We start from the raw sequence: 21,034 nt of genomic DNA on the forward strand, positions 1-21,034 counted from the left end.
TCCTCGTCGAGAACTGATCAATACGTGAACTATCTCAGCTGAGCCCGCGAACCACCAGCCACCTGAGCCGGTTCTCAGCGGGCGGACCGCTCTCAGCGTTATCTCAGCCACCGTCCGCCACTCTTGCCGCAGGACCTGACAGGAGGAGTCGATTCGATGAAACGCAAGAACGTGGCCGTCGCGGCGACGGCCGGGACCGCGGCCGGTGTGCTGGGCCTGACGATGCTCACGCTGCCAGCCGGTGCAGGCGCCGCCCCGGCGTTGCCCACGGTCGCCCCGGAACAACTGGTGGAATCGGTGATGCGGGCCGCCCCACCCGCGCTGACCGGCACCGTGGCGGTGGACAACGCGCTCGGTCTGCCCGCGATTCCCGGCGCGGGCCAGGCTTCCGAGATGCTCGGCGACGGCACCAGCCGGTTCCAGGTGTGGGCCGATGGACAGGGTCGGCACCGCGTGTCGGTGCCCTCGGACAGCGGTGAGATGACCGTGGTCGACGACGGCTCGACGGTCTGGAAGTGGGATTCGGGCAAGCAGACCGTGACCCGCACCGCCGAACACGCGCCGGAGGCGGCCGAGCACGGTGCGCCGCCCGACCCGGCCGCGGCAGCCCGCAGCGTCATCGACAAGCTCCGGCAGACCAGCGATGTGAAGGTGGACGGCACGGCCAGCGTCGCCGGTCGCGACGCCTACGAACTGGTCCTCACCCCGAAGCCGACCGAGCGCACTTTGTTGCGCGAGGTCCGGGTGGCCGTCGATGCGGAGAAGCGCATTCCGCTGGAACTGTCGGTGCTCACCAACGGTTCTGATGATCCGGCGTTGCAGGTGGGCTTCACCGACCTCGACCTGACCGCCCCGGACCCGGCGCTGTTCCGGTTCACCCCACCAGCGGGCGCGCAGGTGCAGGACGGCAAGGCCGAGCAGCGACCGCAGCACCAGCCCGCCCAGGGCGAGCACCGGGTCGTCGGCGACGGCTGGGACTCCGTCGTGGTGGCTCAGATGCCGCAGCAGCAGGACAGCCAGGAGCTGCGCCAGGTCGCCGAGCGGACCGGCAAGCCGATCAGCGGCCCGTGGGGCAACGGGTGGGTCATCGGCACGAAGGTGGGCAACGCCCTGCTGACCTCCGACGGTCGCGTCGCGGTCGGCGCAGTGCCCGAGCAGGTGCTGATCGCCGCACTCGGTGACGCGTGATGACCAACGCGGTCGAAGCGGTGGGGACGGCCACGCCCGTCCCCACCGCGGGCGATCTCGCCGCGCGCACCACCGGGCTGCGCAAGACCTACGGACAGACCGTCGCGGTGGCCGGTGTCGATCTCGCCGTGCCGCGCGGCGGGGTCGTCGGAGTGCTCGGCCCCAACGGTTCGGGCAAGACGACCACGATCCGGATGCTGCTCGGCCTCACCACCCCGACTTCGGGGACGGTGGAGTTGCTGGGCCACCAGCTGCCCGAGCACAGCGGTCGGGTGCTGCCTCGGGTGGGCGCGCTGGTCGAGGGACCGGGTTTCCACCCGTTCCTCTCCGGCCGGGAGAACCTGCTCCGCTGCGCCGCGATGGAACCGGCCGTGCGCGGCCCGGAAATCCGCGACGTCGTGGAGCAGGCCATGGAACGCGTGGGGTTGCGCGCGGCCGGAGGCCGGAAGTACCGGGGCTATTCGCTCGGCATGAAGCAGCGGTTGGGCCTGGCCGCGGCGTTGCTGGTGCCGCGCGAACTGGTGGTGCTCGACGAACCGACCAACGGCCTGGACCCGGCGGGCACTCGCGAGATCCGCCAGATCATCGCGGAGTTGCACGCGGCGGGCACCACCGTGCTGGTGTCCTCGCACCTGCTCGCCGAGATCGAGGCCACCTGCACGCACGTCGCGGTGCTGCACCGCGGTTCGCTGGTGGCGCAAGGCGAACTCGCCACCATGCTGGAGTCCAGCGCCCCGCACCTCCAGGTGTCCACATCGGACCGTTCCAGCGCCATCGCCACCCTGCGCGACAAAGGAATACCAGCACAGGAGGACGGCTCCGCCATTCGGGTCGATTTGTCCGATGTGAACTCTTCCGAGGTCGTCGCCATGCTCGTGCACGCGGGTGTCCCGGTGCAGGAAGCCAGACGGGCCCGAACCGGCCTGGAGGACCTCTTCACCCGGCTGACCGAGGAGGACATGTGACGGCGATCGACGCGGCCGCAACGATGGCACCGGTGCGGACCTCCGCCCCACTAGGCCGGGTATTGCTCGCCGAGCTCCGGTGGGTGCTGCGCCGACCACGCAACCTGCTCGCCCTGCTGATGTTGGCGGGTCTGCCGGTGCTGCTCGGCACCGCGATCGCCGTCACCGGCGGCCCCGGTGATCGCGGCGGCCCGCCAGTGCTGACCGCGGTGGCCGGGAACGGACTGGTGTTGCCGGTCGCGGCCCTGGTGCTCGCGCAAACGCTGCTGCTGCCGCTGGTGGTGGCGATGGTCGCGGCGGACGCTTTGGCGGGCGAGTCGGCGCACGGCACGCTGCGCGGTCTGCTGCTCGCCCCGGTCGGCCGGGTGCGGCTGGTCGGCGTCAAGGCATTCGGCGTGCTGGTGCTGGCCGTCCTCGCGGTGACCGTCGTCGCCGTCAGCGGGGTGCTCACCGGGCTGATCATCGTCGGCGGCGACGGCCTGGTCACGTTGTCCGGCACGACGTTGTCGATCGGCCCGGCGCTGGGCCGGGTGGCGCTGGCCGTCGGCTGGTCCGCGGTGCAGATGGCCGCTGTCGGGGCGGTCGCGTTGGCGATCTCGTCGCTCACCGAGCACCCGCTGGTGGTCATGGCCGCGACCATGGGCGGCCTGATCGTCTTCGGGGTCCTGGGCACCATCCCGGCCCTGGACTGGCTGCACCCGGTGCTGATCACCACGGACTGGTCGGCCGTGCTGGACGTGCTGCGCGACCCGATCAGCGGCGACACCCTGACCACCGGTCTGCTCCGCGCGGGCTGCTACCTGCTCATCGGTCTATCGGCCACCATCGCACGCGTGGTCACCAAGGACGTTTGAGTACCTGTCTTTGGTCTTGTTCTTGAAGCGGCGAAGCCGCTCAGCCCACCCTCGCAACTCGCACCGCCGCGGGTTCTCAGACGTCGTCTCGGGAGGACAGCCTCGACGTGGTGTTGGCATACATGATGTCGGGGAGCCTCGGACCGAGAAGGCTTCTGAGGTTCCGCCACCCGCACCGCCACGCAAAAGGAGTTCGAAGACAGAGCATCGCATCAGCGCAGCAGCACCGCGTAAAGCTCCAGCCAGGCGGCTTTCAGGAGCAGTCGCGTCGTTCCGGCTCGGTCCCAGGCCGTCCGGGGTGTGTCCCGGCCAAGTCGAGGTGATCGTTGCTGCCGGTGGTAGCGCACATCGAGCCCTTCATCCTGCCGAGCCGAGCGCTACCGACGCCCGCCCCGATCCCCGACGCCTGGCAAGACCCCGTTGTCTCGCCAGGCCACACGCCAGCCGGAGCCGCGCCCCGTCTGCAACGTGCGACGGACACACTGGTGGTTACTCGCGGGTTACGCAAGGAAATTCTTGGCGCGCGCCGCGATCTCGACCATTGCGGCGAAAGTCGGCGGAACCGTCGGATCGCGGGCGACTTCCACCACCGGCACCCGGCACGAGCTTCGACTCGGCGACCACCTGCGGGAGACAATGGGGCACCCCCTGGATTCGGGGTCGTTGTCTCCACTGAAGGGACGTCATGGAATTCCGCCACCTCGGCCGCAGCGGCCTGGTCATCAGCGAGATCGCCTACGGCAACTGGATCACCCACGGATCCCAGGTCGAAGAGGACGCGGCCGTCGCGTGCATCCGCGCCGCGCTGGACGCTGGGATCACCACCTTCGACACCGCCGACGTCTACGCCGAAGGCCGCGCCGAGGCCGTGTTGGGCCGCGCGCTGCGGTCCGAGCGCCGCGAAGGTTTGGAGATCTTCACCAAGGTGTACTTCCCCACCGGGCCGGGCCGCAACGACCGCGGCCTCAGCCGCAAGCACATCATGGAATCCATCGACGCCTCGCTGCGCCGCCTGCAGACCGACTACGTCGATCTCTACCAAGCCCACCGCTACGACCCGGAGACCCCGCTGGAAGAGACCATGGAAGCGTTCGCCGACGTGGTCCACGCCGGGAAGGCATGCTACATCGGGGTGTCCGAGTGGACCGCCGACCAACTCCGCGCCGGGCACGCGCTGGCCCGCGAGCTGCACGTGCCGCTGGTGTCCAACCAGCCGCAGTACTCGGCGCTGTGGCGGGTGATCGAGGACGAGGTGGTGCCGACCTCGGAGGAACTGGGCATCGGCCAGGTCGTCTTCTCGCCCATCGCGCAGGGCGTGCTCACCGGCAAGTACCTGCCCGGAGCGGCCCCGCCAGCAGGTTCGCGCGCCACCGACAAGCGAGGTGCGGGCTTCGTCGCCCGATTCCTCCGCGACGACGTGGTGGAGCGGGTGCAGCAGCTCAAGCCGCTGGCCGAGGAGGCGGGCCTGTCGCTGGCGCAGCTGGCGGTGGCCTGGGTGCTGCAGAACAGCAACGTCTCCGCCGCGATCATCGGAGCGTCCCGGCCCGAGCAGATCGCCGAGAACATCGCGGCCTCGGGGGTCAAGCTGGATGCGGAACTGCTGCGGCGGATGGCGGAGATCCTCGCCCCGGTTGTTGAACGGGATCCGGGCAAGACGGCCGAAAACGCCCCCAAGAAGCGCAACTGAGCCAGGTCAGCGCTTCTCCGCGGCGGCGGAGCGTTCCACTTCGGACGCCGTCGCAGCACGGCCGTGCGGGAGGAGGTACCGGGCGGCGAACTCACGAGGTCCCGCCTGGTCCACCTCGCGCCAGCCGTACTCGCCGAGGAAGTCGGCCACCCGCTCCGGATCGAACCCGAAGCGCCACAACCGCTGCTCGACGACGAATTTCCGGTAGGCCGCCTCAGCACCGTAGAGCGCGGTGCCGTCCAGGAAATCCTTGCGCACGTAGGTGAACACGAGGCGGCTGCCGGACGCGGCGGTGCACAGCGACTCGAACATCCGGCGGACCGCTGGCTCGGTCAGGTACTGGCTGACGGCCTCCCAGACGAAGGCGATCCGCCCTCCGGCGAGGCCGTGATCGGCGAGCGCCGCGCCGAGGTCCTGGGTTTCGAAGTCGATCGGCACCAGCGTCACGTGCGCCGGAACCCTGCCGTACAACCGCTGCACCGCAGCTCGTTTGCGGGTGACGTTCGCGGGCTGGTCGAACTCGTAAACCGGTGTGTTGGCCAGGTAAGGCAGTCGATAGGCGCGGGTGTCCAACCCGGCGCCGAGGATCACCACCGCGTCCACACCGGCTTCGACCGCCGCTTGCAACTGGTCGTCGATGTAGCGCTTGCGGCACAGCATGCTCGCCCACAGGCCGGGCAGCTGCCGCTCCGTGCCGTTGATCATCATCCGGCGCGCCGGTTGCCACCGGGTCAGCGCGGTGATCACCTTCGCGCCGGTGGGCAGCAGCCGGTAGGCCAGCTTGTCGCGCACCAACGGGACTTCCTCGTGCTGGTCGACGGCGACGATCACCATCGGCCCCACCGCGGTCTGCGCGGCCGCGTTCGCCATGTTCACCGGGTCCTTTCCGCTGCGTGGTCCGAGCGCTGCGGCAGGAAGACCGCCGACGCATGCCCTGGATCATGGAAGACTTCCTGGTCAGCCGCGAGCAAGTCGGTGCCGAACGGGTCACCGGTGCCCGGATTTCGGGCGTAGCGGGGATGCGCGCCGCTGGACACCTGGAGCCGGACGCGGTGCCCGCGCCGGAATCGGTGCGCGATCGGCCACAGCTCGACCCGCGCCACCCGAACCCCGTCGGCCCCAGGCGGCCCGTTGAGCCGCACGATCCCGTCGCAGAGGTTCTCCGACCGCCCGCTCGGCGCGACGTCGCAGAGGCGGGCGAAGACGTCGGTGTGCGAGCGGCTGGAGCGGAGGTGGATCTCCGCGGTGACCGGTCCGACGATCTCCAGTTCCCGATCGAGGACCGGGCTGGTGAACACCAGCACGTCGGGTCTGCTCTCCAGCCGCCGGTTGTCCTTCGGACCGCTGTTGACGGCGACGACCGCGCCGCCCACCGAGGGCGTCGGGTACGCCGCGTCGTAGCGGTACCGGCTGGGCGAAGACGCGACGGGCATCCGCGTGTCGAGCCCGCCGTCCGCGTGCACGTACCAGGGTCTCGGCGCGCAACCCGGCGGCGGCCAGTCGAGGAGGTCGACCCACCGCTTGGCGCCCGTCACGTTGACCCGCACCGGGTCGGCTGGCAGCTTCCCCTTGCCACGCAACGCATGTTCCAGCACTGCGAACGATTCGCGCAGGTACGTGCGCGTGTGCATACCGCGCCCGTGCGCCCACGGCCCGACCAGCAACCGGACCTGCCGCCCGGCGGCGCGCAGTGCTGCGTAGTCTTCGAGCATTCCCGGCAGGAAGAAGTCGTACCAGCCACCGGCCAGGAGCACGGTGGGCGGCATGTTCTCGACGTTGCGCCGGTGATCCATGCGCGCCCAGTACTCGTCCGGTTCGGGGTGCCGCAGCCACTGCTGGAAGTACGGCACGTGCTCCCCGACGGCCACCAGATCGGCATCGCCGATCGCGGGCGCCAGGACGGCTCGCCGAAGCTTCTGCGGCCCGGTGAGCGCACCGACCAACTGACGCGGCAGCGATCCACCCGTGCGGAACATCTCGTGCACGACCTGCACCCAGCCCAGCGCGTTGCCCAGTGCGAACACCCCGCCGGGATACATGAACGAGTGGTAGAACTCCGAAGGCGCGTCCTGGATGATCGCCGCCTGCCACTGCGGGATGGGCTGCTGCGCGAGTTCCCACTGCACGTAGCCGAGGTAGCTCGTGCCCCAGGTAGCCATCGCGGCCGGGAACCACGGCTGGGTTCGCAACCACGCCACGGTCGCGGGCCCGTCGCCCGGTTCGACGACGAAGCCGTCGAACCCGCCGCCGGAGTCCGCGGTGCCGCGCAAGCTCTGCTGGAACACCTGGAACCCCTGCTCGGCGATGATCCGGGCCAGCACGGCGTATGCCTGGCGCCGACCGTAGAGCGTGCGGATCAGCACCAGCGGCGCGTGCTGGTCATCGACCGGGTAGTACCGGTCCGCGAGGAGCCGGACCCCGTCCGGCATGGGCACCGGAATGTCGCGTTGCACAGCGACTCGCCTGACCGGGCCGGGCAGGCCGATCAGGTGGCGAACCGTGGCGGTGAGCGGTGCCGACATGATGAAGCCCTTCCGGACGTGGTTGCATCACGCCGACCAGACTTCCCGGCACACCATCGGTGCCGCGACGAGCCCCGATGCGCCCACGCTAGACCATCGCCACAAAATCCAGAAGACGCCGAAGGACTCGAGACCGTTTCCAGAAGTGGTTTGCGTAGCGGCGCCGGTAGCGGAACCTCAGACGCCGCCTCGCTGTGGGATCCCCGACATCATGTACTTCCAATTCGCAGTTTCACTGCACTGTCGGGGCTGTCCTCCCGAGGCGACGTCTGAGAACCCGCGGCGGTGCGAGCTGAGTCCCACACCGCAAGCGGCTACGCCGCTTACAAAACAGACCTTATCCCCGGATCTTCTCCGGTACGGGCGGCGAGCTGCGCTGCGCGGGCACCGACGGCGTGGCCTCCACCGCCGCCGGGCGTCGTATCGCGCGGAACACCGCGCCCGAGGCTGCGCCGACCGCTGCCGCGAGCACGAGGATGCCGAACCCCACCGCGGCTGCCCGGTCGAAGACCAGGTCGCCACGGGTTCCGACCGCGAAGCTGGCGTACAGCGCCCAGCAGGCCACCACGGTCGCCACGGCGGCGGGCACCGTGGTCAGCGCTGAAATCGCCGCCACGAGGACCGCCAGCCCGGCCACGGCGGCGACTGGGCGAGTGGCGTCGTCCAGCGCCGTGGTGGCCACGACGATCACGAAACCGCCAGCGAATCCGAGTGGAAACCCGAAACCTCCGGGCAATGCGTGCCACTGCGCATTCCTCATGCGCCCAGTACACGCCCGCTCGGACCGCGGATGCCCGGCGTTGCCGCCACCTTGACACCCCGCAAGTCTTTCCTGACGCCGTCGTGACGGGCGACCTGCCGCCGCGATCACCCTTGCGCCTGCGGCGGGCGTCGTTGCAAGCTCAACTTAGCGATCGATCAGTTACCCCGAGCGCCGACCCGACCAGGCACGACGATGAGCCCACTCGATTCGAGATCAAGGGAGCGCAGCCGGATGAACGGGGACAGCCCGCACTACGACGCGATCATCATCGGAGCCGGATTCTCCGGTATGTACATGCTCAAGACGCTGCGCGACAAGGGATTTCGGGCGCACGTCTACGAACGCGGCGCGGACGTCGGCGGCACCTGGTACTGGAACCGCTACCCCGGTGCCCGCTGCGACGTGGAAAGCCTCTACTACTGCTACTCGTTCTCCGAGGAGCTGCAGCAGGACTGGGAGTGGACCGAGCGCTACCCGTCGCAGCCGGAGATCCTGCGCTACGCCCGCCACGTCGCCGAACGCTTCGACCTGCGGCGCGACATCTCCTTCGAGACCAACATCCGCTCCGCCACCTACGACGAGCAGGCCGACCAGTGGCGCGTGCGGACCGACGACGGGGTGCGCACCGCACGGTTCCTGATCACCGCGGTCGGCTGCCTGTCGGCCACCCAGACACCCGAGTTCCGCGGCATCGACACCTTCCGGGGTGAGTGGTACCACACCGGCCGCTGGCCGCACGAGGCGGTGGACTTCACCGGCAAGCGGGTGGCGGTCATCGGCACCGGTTCCTCGGCGATCCAGGCGATCCCGGTCATCGCCGAGCAGGCCGCGCAGCTCACCGTGTTCCAGCGGACCGCGCAGTTCAGCGTCCCGGCCCACAACCGACCGCTGAGCCCGGCGGAACAGCGCCGGGTCAAGGCCGACTACGCGCGGCTTCGAGCCGAGGCCCGCATGTCGCAGAGCGGGATCCTCTCCGAACGGCTTGAGCGCAACGCCGTCGACGTACCTGCCGACGAGCTGGCCGCCGAGCTGGAGCGGCGCTGGAACATCGGCGGGGTCACCTTCTGCACGGCCTACCAGGACACGCTGCGCGACCCCAGGGCCAACGAGCTCACGGCCAATTACGTGCGCGACAAGATCCGGGGGATCGTCGACGACCCGGAGACCGCCGAGCTGCTGTGCCCGACCAGCCACCCCATCGGCACCAAGCGGATCGGCGTCGACACCGACTACTACGCCACCTACAACCGGGCCAACGTCTCGCTGGTCGACATCAGCCGCCAGCCGATCTCGGCGATCACCCCCGCCGGGTTGCGGGTCGGCGACCGGAACTTCGAGTTCGACATCATCGTGTTCGCCACCGGCTACGACGCGATGACCGGACCGCTGAACCGGATCGACATCCGCGGCGTCGGCGGGCAGCGGCTCAAGGACAAGTGGGCCGCCGGGCCGCGGACCTACCTCGGGGTGGCCTGCGCGGGATTCCCGAACATGTTCACCATCACCGGGCCGGGCAGCCCGTCGGTGCTCAGCAACATGATCGTGTCCATCGAGCAGCACGTGGAGTGGATCGGCGAGCACCTCGACCACCTGCGCCGCAACGGGATCAAGCGCAGCGAAGCCGTCGCGGAGGCCGAGCAGCAGTGGGGCGCGCACGTCAACGAGGTCGCCGCCGCAACCCTCTACCCCCGTGCGGCATCCTGGTACATGGGCGCGAACGTGCCGGGCAAGCCACGTGTGTTCATGCCCTACATCGGTGGTGTCGGCGTGTACCGCGAGGTGTGCCAGAGCATCGCCGACGACGGCTACCGGGGCTTCCGCCTCACCGCCTGACGCACACCGGGGAGCAGATCCGCATGCCGACCCAGCACGACATCATCACCTGCCGGAACTTCTACGCCGGAACCTGGCACGACACCTCGGGCAACCAGATCGAACGGCACAACCCGGCGACGGCCGAACTGGTCGCCGTCGCGCCGAGGTCATCGGCCGACGACGTCGGGCAGGCGGTGACGGCGGCCGTCGCCGCCTTCCGGAGCTGGCGGCGGACCCTGCCGGTCGAACGGTCCCAGCACCTGCACCAGCTGGCCGGGGCGTGTGCCGAGCGGGTCGACGACCTGGCCGTCGCGATCACGCGGGAGCAGGGCAAACCGCTGGACGAAGCACGCGGCGAGGTGCGGAAGTTCATCGCGGCGCTGCACTACTACGCCGAGGAGGCGCAGCGGGTCTTCGGCCGCACCATCCCCAACGACGCGCACGGCTTCACCAGCATCGTCGAGCAGGAGCCGATCGGTCCGGTCGCCGGGATCGTGCCGTGGAACTACCCGATCGAACTGATCGGCTGGAAGCTGGCCGGGGCAACCGCGGCCGGGTGCACCATCGTGATCAAACCGTCGGAGTACACCCCTGGCTGCGCCCAGATCCTGTCCGAGTGCGTCGCGTCGACGTTGCCGCCCGGCGTGGTCAACTTCGTCTACGGCGACGGCGACACCGGACAGGCGCTGGTCTCGCATCCGGTGATCGCCAAGGTCGCGTTCACCGGCTCGATGCGGACCGGCCAGGCCATCTTCCGCGCCGTAAGCGGAATCACCGGCCTGTCGCTGGAACTCGGCGGCAGCTGCCCGATGATCGTCACCGACCAGGCCGACATCCCGGCGGCGGTCACCGGGGCAACGCGGCGTTCGTTCCGCAACGCCGGTCAGATCTGCATCGCCATCAACCGCATCTACGTGCAGGACGGAGTCTACGAAGAATTCGTCGGCGGGGTGGCGGCCGCGGCCGAAGCGCTGAAGGTCGCCGACGGCCTGCGCGTTCCCTCGGCCGACGTCGGCGCGCTGACCATGATCGAGACCTACCAGCGAACCCTCGATCACATCGCGGACGCACGCGCGCGTGGGGCGACCGTCGTGGCTGGTGGCAGGCCGGTCGAGGACCTCTCCCCCGGCCTGTTCCTGCGGCCGACCGTGGTGGCCGACGTACCGGATGCGGCGCAGGTGATGCACGAGGAGACCTTCGGCCCGCTGGTGGGCGTCGCCGCCTACACCGATCTCGACGACGCGATCGACCGGGCCAACTCGGCGCCGGGCGGGCTCGCCGCCTACGCCTACACCAACGACACGCGCGAAACGTTCACGCTCGCCCGGGAACTCGACTTCGGCAACGTCGCGATCAACAATGTCGACGCTGGCATCATCAACGCCCCCTACGGAGGGCGGCGGGAAAGCGGCTTCGGCTCCGAACACGGCCACGAAGGTCTCGAATCGTACCTGCAGCTCAAACACATCCGACTCCGCCACGGCGCGCAATGAGGCGCGCGGAAGGACGCCGTCACCATGCTGATCGGCATCGACCTGGGCACCTCGACCTGCAAGGCGGTCGCGGTCGCGGAAACCGGCGAAGTGGTCGCCAAGTCCAGCCGTGACTACCCGATGATCAACCTGCGGCAGGGCTGGGCCGAACAGGACCCGGCGAAGTGGTGGCAGGCCACCGACGCCGTGATCAGCGCGCTGACCGCGCAACTTCCCCGCCACGGCCAGGAGGTCGACGGGATCGGCCTTTGTGGACAGATGCACGGGCTGACCGCGCTCGACACCTCCGGCACGCCGCTGCGGCACGCGATCCTCTGGAACGACCAGCGCTCGGCACCGCAATGCGACTGGATCACCGAACGCGCCGGAGGGCTCGACGGCCTGCTGCGGCTGACGCAGAACCGGATGCTGCCGGGATTCACCGGCGGCAAGATCATCTGGCTGCGCGAGCACGAACCCGAGGTGTACGCCCGCACCGCGCGCATCCTCAACCCCAAGGACTACCTGCGCCTGCGCATGACCGGCAACCACGTCACCGACGTCTCCGACGCCTCGGGCACCGGCCTGTTCGACGTCGCCAACCGGAGCTGGTCCAAGCAACTGCTCGGCCTGCTGGACATCGACCCGGCGCTGCTGCCCGACGTCGTCGAATCCACCGAAGCGACGGGCTCGATCCGCCCGGAACTCGCCGCTCGCTGGAACATCCCGGAAGCAACGCTGGTCTTCGGCGGCGGCGGGGACGCGGTCATCCAGACCACCGCGATGGGACTGGTGGATCCCGGACCGGTCGGATTCACCATCGGCACCGCCGGAATCGTCGCGGGCGGCACGGCCTCCTGCCCGGACAACCCGGACGGCCGGGTGCAGGTCTCCTGCGGCAACGCGCCCGGTCGCTGGCACATCATGGGTGTCTCGCTGGCCGCAGGCGGCGCTTTCCAGTGGTTTCGCGATGCGCTGGCGCCCGCCCAGCCGGTCTCCTTCGAGCGCCTGATCGGCCTCGCTCGGGATGTCGCCCCCGGATCCGAGGGCCTGCTGTTCCTGCCGTACCTGCTCGGTGAGCGATCGCCGCACATCGCGCCCGACGCATCCGCGACCTGGATCGGGTTGACACCGATGCACAGCGTGGCCCACCTGACGCGCAGCGTGCTGGAGGGCGTGCTGTTGAACCTGCGGGAAATCCTCGAAGTCTGCCGCCGAGCCGGACTGGAGTGCGATCGCATCGTCGCCTCCGGTGGCGCGACGAACGAGCCGCTGTGGCTGGAGATGCTGGCCGACGTGCTCGGCCACGAGACCGTGACGGTCACCGGCGCGACCGACGGGGGCGCCTACGGGGCAGCGCTGACAGCCGGGGTCGGCGCCGGTCGATGGAACAGCCTCGAAGAAGCGCTCGCCGGTGTCGTGGTCGAGCGGACGTTCACCCCGAACCCGGCCAACACCGCGGTCTACGACGCCGTTTTCGCCAGGCACCGCCGCCTTTACGAACACCTCGAACCCGTTTTCCAAGACGCCGCAACGTCCTGACGTCCGCAGGGGAGAGCATGCGACCACACACCGAGCAGGACAAGGCCAAGTGGGCGGCCGGTACCGCCGCGATCGACGCCTACGTCCACGATGGCATGAAGCTCGGGCTCGGTTCCGGCACCACTTCGCACTGGTTCGTGCGGGCGCTCGGCGCGGCCGTCTCGGACGGGCTCGACGTCGTCGGAGTGCCCACCTCGACGGGCACCCGCGACCTCGCCGTCGAGGTGGGTGTGCCGCTGACGACGCTGGCCGACGTGCAGCGCCTGGACATCACCATCGACGGCGCCGACGAGATCGACCACCACGGCAACATGATCAAGGGCGGCGGCGCCTGCCTGCTGTGGGAGCGCATCGTCGCCGACGCCTCCGACCGGATGGTCGCCGTCGTCGACGACACCAAGCTCGTCGACACCCTGGGCACGTTTCCGCTGCCCATCGAGGTGATCCCGTTCTCCTGGGAGTCCACCCGCCGGTCCATCGCCCGGCTGCTCACCCGCCTCGGCTACCCGGACCCGGACCTCCGGCTGCGCACCCGAGACGGCGCGACCGTGGTCACCGACAGCGGCAATTACCTGATCGACGCGCACCTGCGGGTCATCAAGGACCCGCTGGCCATCGACGGCCAGCTCAACTGGATCCCCGGCGTGGTCGAAAACGGCCTGTTCACCGGGATCGCCGACGAAATGATCATCGGCCACCCCACTGGCCAGCACGAAATCCGCGACGTCCACGCCGCACCATCAGCCCGCCCCACAACAACCCGGTCGTGAGTGGTTGTGGCCGCTCTAGCAGCCACAACCACTCACGAGCATCAGTGTTTATCTTTGTTCTTGTTTTTGAGGTTCCGCCACCCGCACCGCCACGCAAAACGAGTACGAAGAGGCTCTCAGGTCCCGATTGGTTCGCGGGTCAGGTCCGCGGTGTGCGTTTCGCGCATGAACCACACGCACACCTCGCAGATCACCGCTATCACCGCCACGTAGGCCGAGATCGGCAGGGACGAGCCGGTCCAGGCGATCAGCTGGGTCGCCAGGATCGGGCTCAGCCCGCCGCCGACGATGCTGCTGGCGTTGTAGGCCACCGACGAACCCGTGTAGCGGTAGCGGGTCGCGAACAGTTCCGGCAAGAACGCGCCCATCGGGGCGAACAGCGCGGCGAAGGCGATCATGCCCACCGACATGCCGATGGCAACCAGCACCGGCTGACCGGTGTTGATCAGCCCGAACAGCGGGAACGCCCAGAGGATCGCGAGAACCGCGGCACCTAGGCAGACCCGGCGGCGACCGACCCGGTCGGAGTACACCGCCAGGATCGGGGTGGCGATGCCCATGATCGCGGCCGCGATCATCGAGCAGATCAGCAGCATGTTCTTGTTCAGCCCCAGCACCTCGGTGCCGTAGGACAACGAGAACGTGGTGATCGTGTAGAACAGCGTGTGCGCGAGGATGAACGAGCAGGTGGCCAGCACCAGGGTGCGCGGCTGGCGCTTGAACACCTCGACGATCGGCGCCTTCGCCTTCTCCTGCTCGCGCATCGCCTTCTCGAAAACCGGCGTCTCGGCGATCCGCATCCGGATGTAGTAGCCGACGACGATCAGCAGGGCGCTGGCCAGGAACGGTATCCGCCAACCCCAGGCGTCGAACGCGGTGTCCGACATCGTGCCGCCGAGCACCAGGAACGCCAACCCGGCGACGACGAACCCGATCGCCGGTCCGACCTGCGGGAAGCTCGACCACAGCCCGCGCCGGTTGCTCGGTGCGTACTCGGTGGCCAGCAGGACCGCACCACCCCATTCCCCGCCGAGCCCGAAGCCCTGCAGGAATCGGCAGGTCACCAGCAGGATCGGCGCGGCGACGCCGATCGTTTCGAACGTCGGCAACAGGCCGATGGCCACCGTTCCGAGCCCCATCAGCAGCAGCGAGACGATCAGCATCGTCTTGCGACCGACGCGGTCGCCGAAGTGGCCGAACACGACGGCACCCACCGGCCTGGCGATGAACCCGACACCGAAGGTGGCGAACGCCGCGAGCGTGCCAGCCAGCGGCGAGAACGTGGGGAAGAAGAGGTGCCCGAACACCAGCGCCGCCGCGGTGCCGTAGATGTAGAAATCGTAGAACTCGATCGCGGTGCCGATGAAGCTCGCCGCGGCGATCCGCGATCTGGGCACCACAGCGGGCGGCGAACTGGCAACGGTTGGCATTGGCTACTCCTTCGTGGCCGGGCGGGTTGTTCTGGAGAGTCTTCCAGCCGTGGTTCTCCTTCCCGTCCGGACCAAATCCTCTATTGCGAACAGCACCCTGTGAAGACCTCGGACCAGGCATCTTCCGCGGCTCTGGACGAACCCACCCGCTCCCGGCGGAATTGGTCCACACCGGATGTGGCCAGTGCGCACATTCATCGGTCCGAGGTGGAGAATGTCGACGGTGGCGGGCCGCCGACGGACCTACCGCCGAGTGCCGATATCGTCGATAGCGGCTTCCCGTCGTGGTGTCGTTCTGCGGAGGTGCGCATGACCGACCAGTCCGTACCAGAGGTGTTCAACCGGGTCCTGACGTTGCTGACGCACGCACCCGAGCAACCTGACTTCAGCCACGGATACCTCGACCTGCTCGGTGACCAGCCCGGGGAGCCGTCCGGTCCGATCCAGTCGTTCTGGGAGTCCGATCTGGGCTCGAACCTCTACGACCACGCGCAGTCGCTCGCCCGGCGGATGTTCCCGACGTGGTACCGGCTGCCCAGCCCGACGCGTCCGCCCGCTGGTGGGCGGGTGCTCGACATCGGCTGCGGTCCCGGAAACGTCACGGCCAAGCTCGGTCGCGCCATCGGCCCGGCGGGCCTCGCGATCGGCGTCGACGTCTCCCGCCCCATGCTGGCGCGCGCCGCCCAAACCCAAACCGCCGGGAATGTCGGTTTCGTCCGCGCCGACGCGCGCGAGTTGCCGTTCCCCGATGGCACCTTCGACCTGGTCACCAGCTTCGCCGCACTGCAGCTGATCCCCGAGCCGCACAAGGTCCTGGCTGAGATGACCGGAAAACTCGCGCCGGGAGCGTGGTTGGCGGTCATGGTGCCGACACCGCGGGACGGACTGCTGCACCGGACGTTGCAGCTGTTCGGCGACCGGTCCGGCCTGACCTTCTTCGACCCGACCGAACTCGCCGAATCCCTGCACGCCGTGGGCATGGAGACCGTGCACACCCACCAAACCGGACCGGTGCTGTGGATCAGCGCCCGCCGCCCCGAGTAGTCTCCACAATGGACTCCCCGACGGGCCTACCCGAGGGGCGCATGCGGCGATCTCGCGCGAAATCGGCAACTCCGGTGTCCGCGCTCCCTCTTATTCGTCGATGTAGTGCTCGATCAGCTGGCGTAGCACGGCGCGAGCCGCGCTGCCTTCCAGAGCTGCGGCTAGGAGCGCGTCGAACAGGCGGTGGAAGCGGGCCAGTTCGTCGGTATCGGTCACGGTCATTTCGGTGTTGACCGTTTCCACCAGTGCGAGGTCGTCGATAATCGCGAAGCCGTGCAGCGGAACCACCGTCAGCTGCGCGTCCAACGGCAGTACCGCCAGCCGCAGCGTCGACATGCCCGCCAGCGCCAGCAGCCGGTCGAGCTGGGCCACCATCACCTGCGGTGGGGCGACCTGGTGCCGCAACGCGGCTTCCGAGCACAGCACCTCAACAGCCGTTCCGGGCCGGAAAAGCACGGCCTGCCTGGACATTCGCGCCGCGACGGATGCGGCGACATCCGGCGGGCTCTGGTGCAGGTCCGCGACCGCTTCGAAGACGTACCGCGCGTATTCGGCGGTCTGCACCAGACCTGGCACGAGCGCGATCTCGAACAGCCGGATCCGCTCGGCGTCGTGCTCAAGTTGCGCACCGTACTCCTGCCGGGCGCGGTTTCCGGTGCGCAACTGGCGTTTCCAGCTCGCCGCCTCGATGCGGATCTCGCGCAGTTCCTGCCGCAGTTGGGCCTCGACGCCCACGGCGGCGTCGGTCAACCGGCAGTAGGCGACCACGTCCGCGTCGGAGACCGACTGCTTCGCCGTCTCCACCCGCGAAACCTTGGACGGCGTCCACCCGGCTCGCTGCGCGAGCTGTTTCCCGGACAGCCCAGCCGCCAGGCGCAGCCGACGCAGCGCGTCGCCGAACGCCAGGCGGCGAGTGTCGAAATCGGTCATCGGCTCCTCTGGGGCAGGGCGTGCAGGTAAGCCATGAACGGAATCGCATGATCGCATGCGATGTCCCGCCAGGTCCGGTACCGGTTCACCTCCTCCGGGCTGACGATGATCTCGGTGCCAGCGAATCGCTGGTTCTCGAAGTGCAGCAACGCGACCCGGGCTTCGTCGAAGAGCCAGAAGTCGCTGGACGGCAGCCCCAGGGCCCGCGCTTCGGCCTGGGTCAGCACCCGCATGTCTTCGCCCGCGGCGATGTTCGCCGGGCTGACATCGAGCTGCCACCGCTGGTATTCGGTGGGCGGTTCTTGGAACACCCGGACTCGGGCGACGATCCGGCCCGCGCTGGTCGCGGCCGCGACCTCGTCCAACCAGGGTCGCAGCCAGACCAGATCGTCGGGTTCACCGGCGCGCCAACGGCGCCAGGCTTCGGCTTCGGCGGGCTGGCGGTAGGTGCCCTGGCATTCCCACCGCCACGCCCGATGCCGGAAGGAGCGCAGGAGTTCGTCGAACTCCGCGCCCGGTAACACCCAGGAACTCACGGTGCCGCCTCGGGCACGAAGTCGAGCAACGCGGCCGGAACCTCCACCGCGGTCTCGTGGTCGGGCAGGCCGCGCTCCCGCAACGCGGCAAGAGCCTCGGGATCGGTGACCTTGTAGCCCTGGACGACGTAGGTTCCCCGGTCGGTGCGGTAGAGCGTCGGACAAGTACCGGCGTGCGACGTCGTGCCCTGGAAGGTCAACTTCACTTGCTCCTCCTCGTTCGGAAGACTCATGCATGGTCTGTGCAATACGTGCATTCGGTCAAGCATTCGCCGGATCCGCAACTCAAACAGCCATACCGTGTGACGCACTTGCCGAGGTCCGCTGGACCATTCGGGTTGTCCAACCGGAGAAATGCACCGATTGCTTGAAATGCGCTCCGGCCGTTCCCATACTTCAACCTCCGGGGGAGGCATCAGGAGACCGAGAGGGCGAACGCGTGAGGATGACCCGTTTCCCGACAGGCACGATCAGCGCCCCACGTGCCTTTCGACCCGCCACCAGGCGGGGAGCAGTGTCGTGATCGGCATCCGGCGGACCGAACCGCACTACTGGATGCCCACCCCTCATCCCGAAACAGGCGTCTTCGAGCGGCACGCGTTCCGCGGCCGTCGCTGGGAGGGCCAGCCGATGGACATGACCGTGTGCGGCACCTCGGTCGCGATGGCCGAGCCCAGTGAAATGGACTGGCGGACCGCACCGACGTGCATGCCGTGCAACGACATCCTCAAGAGTCGACAGACGGCGACCTCGTAGACCCCGGCCCGGTGTCGAACCCCGACTCGCACCGGGCCGGTTCTCCGTCCACAGTGAACTGATCGGATTCGGCGCGAGACCGAGCAGCCCATCGGAGGTCTCGCGCAGGATTGGTCGCATTGGGGTGAACCTGGGTACCGAGCGTCTTCCGGGCGAGTGACAGAGCTCGCGACGGGGCCCGAAACTGGCTCTGGCGCGCTTGTTCCGCCCGAGCCGGAAGGGGATCTCCGATGGGTTGCGGTTCTGGGTCGCGAACCTTCGGTCACCTGCGTCCGCACCTCCCGGTGCTGCTCGCGCTCACCGCGAATTCCCCGTTCTGCCGAGGTTTCGACACCGGACATGCCAGTTGGCGCACCATCGTCTGGTCTCGGCTGCCCTCCGCCGGGCCACCACCGGTGCACCAGAACCCGGCGTCCTACCACCGCACCGTCGACCTGCTGCTGTCCAGCGGAGCCGCACTCGACCGCGGCATGTTCTACTGGTCCGCCCGACCGGCACCCCAACTGTCCACATTGGAGATAAGGGTGGCCGACGCGGCTGCCATGACCGAAGAAGCTCTGCTGTTGGCCCTGCTGGTGCGTGCCCTGGCCACTACCGCGCTGCAGGATGTCGCCGAGGACCGACCCGCGCCGGGAGTTCCCGACGAACGGCTCCGCCTCGCCCTGTGGCGGGCGGCGCACGACGGCCTGGAGGGACAGGGCCTGGACATCACCGGTGAACTGGTGCCCGCCCGCGTTCTGCTGGAAAAGCTGATGAAAGCAGCACTACCGGCACTTGACACCAGCGGCGACGCACCCCTGGCCACCAACATCCTGGACCGCCTGCTCCGCCACGGCAGCGGAGCCCACCGCCAGCGGCTCGCGCACGCCCGCCGCGGCGACATCAGGGATGTCATCGCACTGCTCACCGAGCAAAACCGGAGCGCGCTACCCGAATGATCGCGGTGCCCGAGCAGCGAGATGATCCACATTGGACTCCGCCGTGAGCGAGGACCGTCACCGAAGTGGATCTGCATTTCGCCCCGCCGCCTTGCTACCCTCGCTCATCAGCGGGCCGTCGAACCGAGGTCATCGGGCGCGGCGCGGAAGAGCAACGGGAGGTCCAGCGATGCCGGTGCGGCCGGAGCCTTCAGGACTGCCGAGGAAGATCGTGGACGCCGTGCTCTTCGACACCTTCGGCACCGTGGTGGACTGGAAGTCCGGTGTCGCGGACGCTGTCGAGGCCATCGCGTTCCGGTACGGGTTCGAGGTCGACCCGATCGACTTCGCCCTCCGCTGGCGCGCGCACTACCAGCCAGCCATGGAGCCGATCCGCGACGGCACCCGCGAGTTCGCGACGCTGGACGTGCTGCACCGGGAGAACCTGATCGCCACGGCGCGGGAAACGGGCCTGCCCATCGACCAGATCGACGCGGCCGACCTGGAATGGCTCAACCGGTCCTGGCACCGGCTCGACGGCTGGCCGGACAGCGTTCCCGGTCTGACCGAACTCAAACGGCACTTCATCATCGGCCCGCTGTCCAACGGGCACGTCGCCCTGCTGACCAACATGGCCAAGCACGCCGACCTGCCGTGGGACGTCATCATCGGATCCGACGTGACCCGCGCCTACAAGCCGGATCCGAACGCCTACCTCGGCACCGCTCGACTGCTCGATCTGCCACCGGAGCGGGTCATGCTGTGCGCGGCGCACAACTCGGACCTCGCAGCAGCGAAAAGCCTGGGGCTTCGGACGGCGTTCGTCGCCCGGCCGCAGGAGTACGGGCCGAGCCAGCGCACCGATCTGCACCCCACCGGGGTCTGGGACGTCATCGCCCGCGACATCCAGGACCTGGCGAGCCAGCTGATCAACCACACGACGGCTGGTTGACCTGCCCTGCGGAGTCCATTCTGGACAGATCCGCGAACGCCGCTGGTGCGGATCAGCACCATGACAGGTCGGGCCGTGTTCCGCAAGGTCTTCGCGAGGTGTGCGGCGTAACATCAGGATTTGCGGTTCTGCGTGCGACAATGAGCGGAACTTCGCAGTGGGAGCGGAAGGCGACGACGTATGGCCGAGGCGGTCTCCACCGGGCAGCTCAGCGTGAGCAGCCTCCGCCAGCAGGCGCACCGCCGCATCCGGACCTCGCTGGTCACCGGCCGCATCAGCCCAGGCCAGATCTACTCGGCGCAGGTCGTGGCCGCCGAACTCGGTGTGTCGGTCACGCCGGTGCGCGAGGCGATGCTCGAACTGGTCAACGAAGGTCTGCTCACCCCGGTCCGCAATCGTGGTTACCGGGTCGTGGAGCTCACCCCGCAGGACATGGCCGAGGTCTACGAACTGCGGGAACTGCTTGAAGTCGCCGCGCTGACCAAGCTCGCGGCCGATCCGCCGGTGGCGCAACGGGAACATTTCCTCGGACTGGTCCGGGAAATGCAACGCTGCGCCGACGTCGGCGATGTGGCTTCCTTCCTGGAGGCGGAGCGTTCGTTCCACCTGGGTCTCATCGAACTGGCTGGCAACCGGCGGCTGCTGAACAACGTCGCCAAACTGCGCGACCAAACCCGGTTGTTCGGCATCGCACCGCTGGCGCGCGAAGGCGGTCTGCGCGAGGCCGCAGATCAGCACGGAGAACTGCTCGACGCCGTGCTGGCCGGGGACGCGCTGCGCACTGGGCAGCTGATGCGAGATCACTACACCCGAGCAGTCAGCCCAGGCCAGCCGGTCGACGAAAAGGCAACTACCGGTTAGCGACTGCTTCAGCATTGGTCCGCGCAGCGG

Annotated in this window: 20 protein-coding genes; 13 read left to right on the forward strand and 7 right to left on the reverse strand. The window is 68.8% G+C overall.

Annotated elements, in window-relative coordinates; genetic code table 11:
* Positions 1–156: 156 nt before the first annotated feature.
* The 4 genes from MOQ72_RS37445 to MOQ72_RS37460 all read left to right on the forward strand — a co-directional run bounded on the left by MOQ72_RS37445 (position 157) and on the right by MOQ72_RS37460 (position 4,694).
* Complete coding sequence (locus tag MOQ72_RS37445) at positions 157–1,188, forward strand: LolA family protein (protein WP_242190664.1); 1,032 nt, start codon at positions 157–159, stop codon at positions 1,186–1,188.
* Complete coding sequence (locus tag MOQ72_RS37450; protein WP_242190665.1) at positions 1,188–2,153, forward strand: ABC transporter ATP-binding protein; 966 nt, start codon at positions 1,188–1,190, stop codon at positions 2,151–2,153. The genes MOQ72_RS37445 and MOQ72_RS37450 overlap by 1 nt, the downstream gene beginning before the upstream one ends.
* Before the next feature lie 23 nt (positions 2,154–2,176).
* The gene (locus MOQ72_RS37455) at positions 2,177–3,007 is read left to right on the forward strand and encodes an ABC transporter permease (protein ID WP_242190686.1); all 831 of its coding nucleotides are present in this window, start codon (positions 2,177–2,179) and stop codon (positions 3,005–3,007) included.
* Between the two features lie 685 nt (positions 3,008–3,692).
* Entirely contained in the window at positions 3,693–4,694 is a 1,002-nt protein-coding gene (locus MOQ72_RS37460) for an aldo/keto reductase family protein (protein ID WP_242190666.1), read from the forward strand.
* Positions 4,695–4,700: 6 nt separating this feature from the next.
* Here MOQ72_RS37460 and MOQ72_RS37465 read toward each other — a convergent pair whose 3' ends face one another.
* From MOQ72_RS37465 to MOQ72_RS37475, 3 genes are all read right to left on the reverse strand, one after another.
* Positions 4,701–5,564, reverse strand: coding sequence for an SAM-dependent methyltransferase (locus MOQ72_RS37465; protein WP_242190687.1), 864 nt, complete (start codon positions 5,562–5,564; stop codon positions 4,701–4,703).
* Positions 5,565–5,566: 2 nt separating this feature from the next.
* On the reverse strand, positions 5,567–7,216 hold the full coding sequence (locus MOQ72_RS37470; protein WP_242190667.1) for a CocE/NonD family hydrolase: 1,650 nt from the start codon (positions 7,214–7,216) through the stop codon (positions 5,567–5,569).
* A gap of 337 nt (positions 7,217–7,553) precedes the next feature.
* The gene (locus MOQ72_RS37475; RefSeq protein WP_242190668.1) at positions 7,554–7,976 is read right to left on the reverse strand and encodes a hypothetical protein; all 423 of its coding nucleotides are present in this window, start codon (positions 7,974–7,976) and stop codon (positions 7,554–7,556) included.
* 234 nt (positions 7,977–8,210) lie between these two features.
* On the opposite strand from MOQ72_RS37475, the gene MOQ72_RS37480 reads away from it, so the two are divergent.
* From MOQ72_RS37480 to rpiA, 4 genes are read left to right on the forward strand one after another with little or no spacing between them, the layout of a single operon-like run.
* The gene (locus MOQ72_RS37480; protein ID WP_242190669.1) at positions 8,211–9,812 is read left to right on the forward strand and encodes a flavin-containing monooxygenase; all 1,602 of its coding nucleotides are present in this window, start codon (positions 8,211–8,213) and stop codon (positions 9,810–9,812) included.
* A 23-nt stretch (positions 9,813–9,835) separates the two neighbouring features.
* Entirely contained in the window at positions 9,836–11,287 is a 1,452-nt protein-coding gene (locus MOQ72_RS37485) for an aldehyde dehydrogenase family protein (protein ID WP_242190670.1), read from the forward strand.
* Between the two features lie 24 nt (positions 11,288–11,311).
* Positions 11,312–12,808: a xylulokinase gene (gene xylB, locus MOQ72_RS37490; protein ID WP_242190671.1), complete on the forward strand. Its 1,497-nt coding sequence runs from the start codon at positions 11,312–11,314 to the stop codon at positions 12,806–12,808.
* A gap of 17 nt (positions 12,809–12,825) precedes the next feature.
* Positions 12,826–13,578 carry a ribose-5-phosphate isomerase RpiA gene (gene rpiA / locus MOQ72_RS37495; RefSeq protein ID WP_242190672.1) on the forward strand — a complete coding sequence of 251 codons (753 nt, stop codon included), beginning with the start codon at positions 12,826–12,828 and terminating at the stop codon, positions 13,576–13,578.
* Positions 13,579–13,694: 116 nt separating this feature from the next.
* Here the strand turns inward: rpiA and MOQ72_RS37500 are convergent, their stop codons facing one another.
* The gene (locus tag MOQ72_RS37500) at positions 13,695–15,008 is read right to left on the reverse strand and encodes an MFS transporter (RefSeq protein WP_242190673.1); all 1,314 of its coding nucleotides are present in this window, start codon (positions 15,006–15,008) and stop codon (positions 13,695–13,697) included.
* 309 nt (positions 15,009–15,317) lie between these two features.
* On the opposite strand from MOQ72_RS37500, the gene MOQ72_RS37505 reads away from it, so the two are divergent.
* Entirely contained in the window at positions 15,318–16,052 is a 735-nt protein-coding gene (locus tag MOQ72_RS37505) for a class I SAM-dependent methyltransferase (RefSeq protein ID WP_242190674.1), read from the forward strand.
* 90 nt (positions 16,053–16,142) lie between these two features.
* Here the strand turns inward: MOQ72_RS37505 and MOQ72_RS37510 are convergent, their stop codons facing one another.
* Genes MOQ72_RS37510 through MOQ72_RS37520 form a run of 3 tightly spaced genes read right to left on the reverse strand, consistent with a single transcriptional unit; the run spans position 16,143 to position 17,724 of the window.
* Positions 16,143–16,982: a helix-turn-helix domain-containing protein gene (locus MOQ72_RS37510; RefSeq protein ID WP_242190675.1), complete on the reverse strand. Its 840-nt coding sequence runs from the start codon at positions 16,980–16,982 to the stop codon at positions 16,143–16,145.
* The gene (locus MOQ72_RS37515; protein ID WP_242190676.1) at positions 16,979–17,518 is read right to left on the reverse strand and encodes a DUF6879 family protein; all 540 of its coding nucleotides are present in this window, start codon (positions 17,516–17,518) and stop codon (positions 16,979–16,981) included. Before MOQ72_RS37515 ends, MOQ72_RS37510 begins: the two co-directional genes overlap by 4 nt.
* The gene (locus tag MOQ72_RS37520; protein WP_242190677.1) at positions 17,515–17,724 is read right to left on the reverse strand and encodes a hypothetical protein; all 210 of its coding nucleotides are present in this window, start codon (positions 17,722–17,724) and stop codon (positions 17,515–17,517) included. The genes MOQ72_RS37515 and MOQ72_RS37520 overlap by 4 nt, the downstream gene beginning before the upstream one ends.
* Before the next feature lie 313 nt (positions 17,725–18,037).
* On the opposite strand from MOQ72_RS37520, the gene MOQ72_RS37525 reads away from it, so the two are divergent.
* From MOQ72_RS37525 to MOQ72_RS37540, 4 genes are all read left to right on the forward strand, one after another.
* Positions 18,038–18,274 carry a hypothetical protein gene (locus tag MOQ72_RS37525; RefSeq protein WP_242190678.1) on the forward strand — a complete coding sequence of 79 codons (237 nt, stop codon included), beginning with the start codon at positions 18,038–18,040 and terminating at the stop codon, positions 18,272–18,274.
* Positions 18,275–18,504: 230 nt separating this feature from the next.
* Complete coding sequence (locus MOQ72_RS37530; protein WP_242190679.1) at positions 18,505–19,212, forward strand: carboxylate-amine ligase; 708 nt, start codon at positions 18,505–18,507, stop codon at positions 19,210–19,212.
* A gap of 169 nt (positions 19,213–19,381) precedes the next feature.
* Complete coding sequence (locus tag MOQ72_RS37535; protein WP_242190680.1) at positions 19,382–20,143, forward strand: haloacid dehalogenase type II; 762 nt, start codon at positions 19,382–19,384, stop codon at positions 20,141–20,143.
* A gap of 180 nt (positions 20,144–20,323) precedes the next feature.
* Positions 20,324–21,004: a GntR family transcriptional regulator gene (locus MOQ72_RS37540; RefSeq protein WP_242190681.1), complete on the forward strand. Its 681-nt coding sequence runs from the start codon at positions 20,324–20,326 to the stop codon at positions 21,002–21,004.
* Positions 21,005–21,034 lie beyond the last annotated feature (30 nt).

This window comes from Saccharopolyspora soli (assembly GCF_022678645.1).
In the GTDB taxonomy this organism is placed as follows: Bacteria; Actinomycetota; Actinomycetes; order Mycobacteriales; family Pseudonocardiaceae; genus Saccharopolyspora; species Saccharopolyspora soli.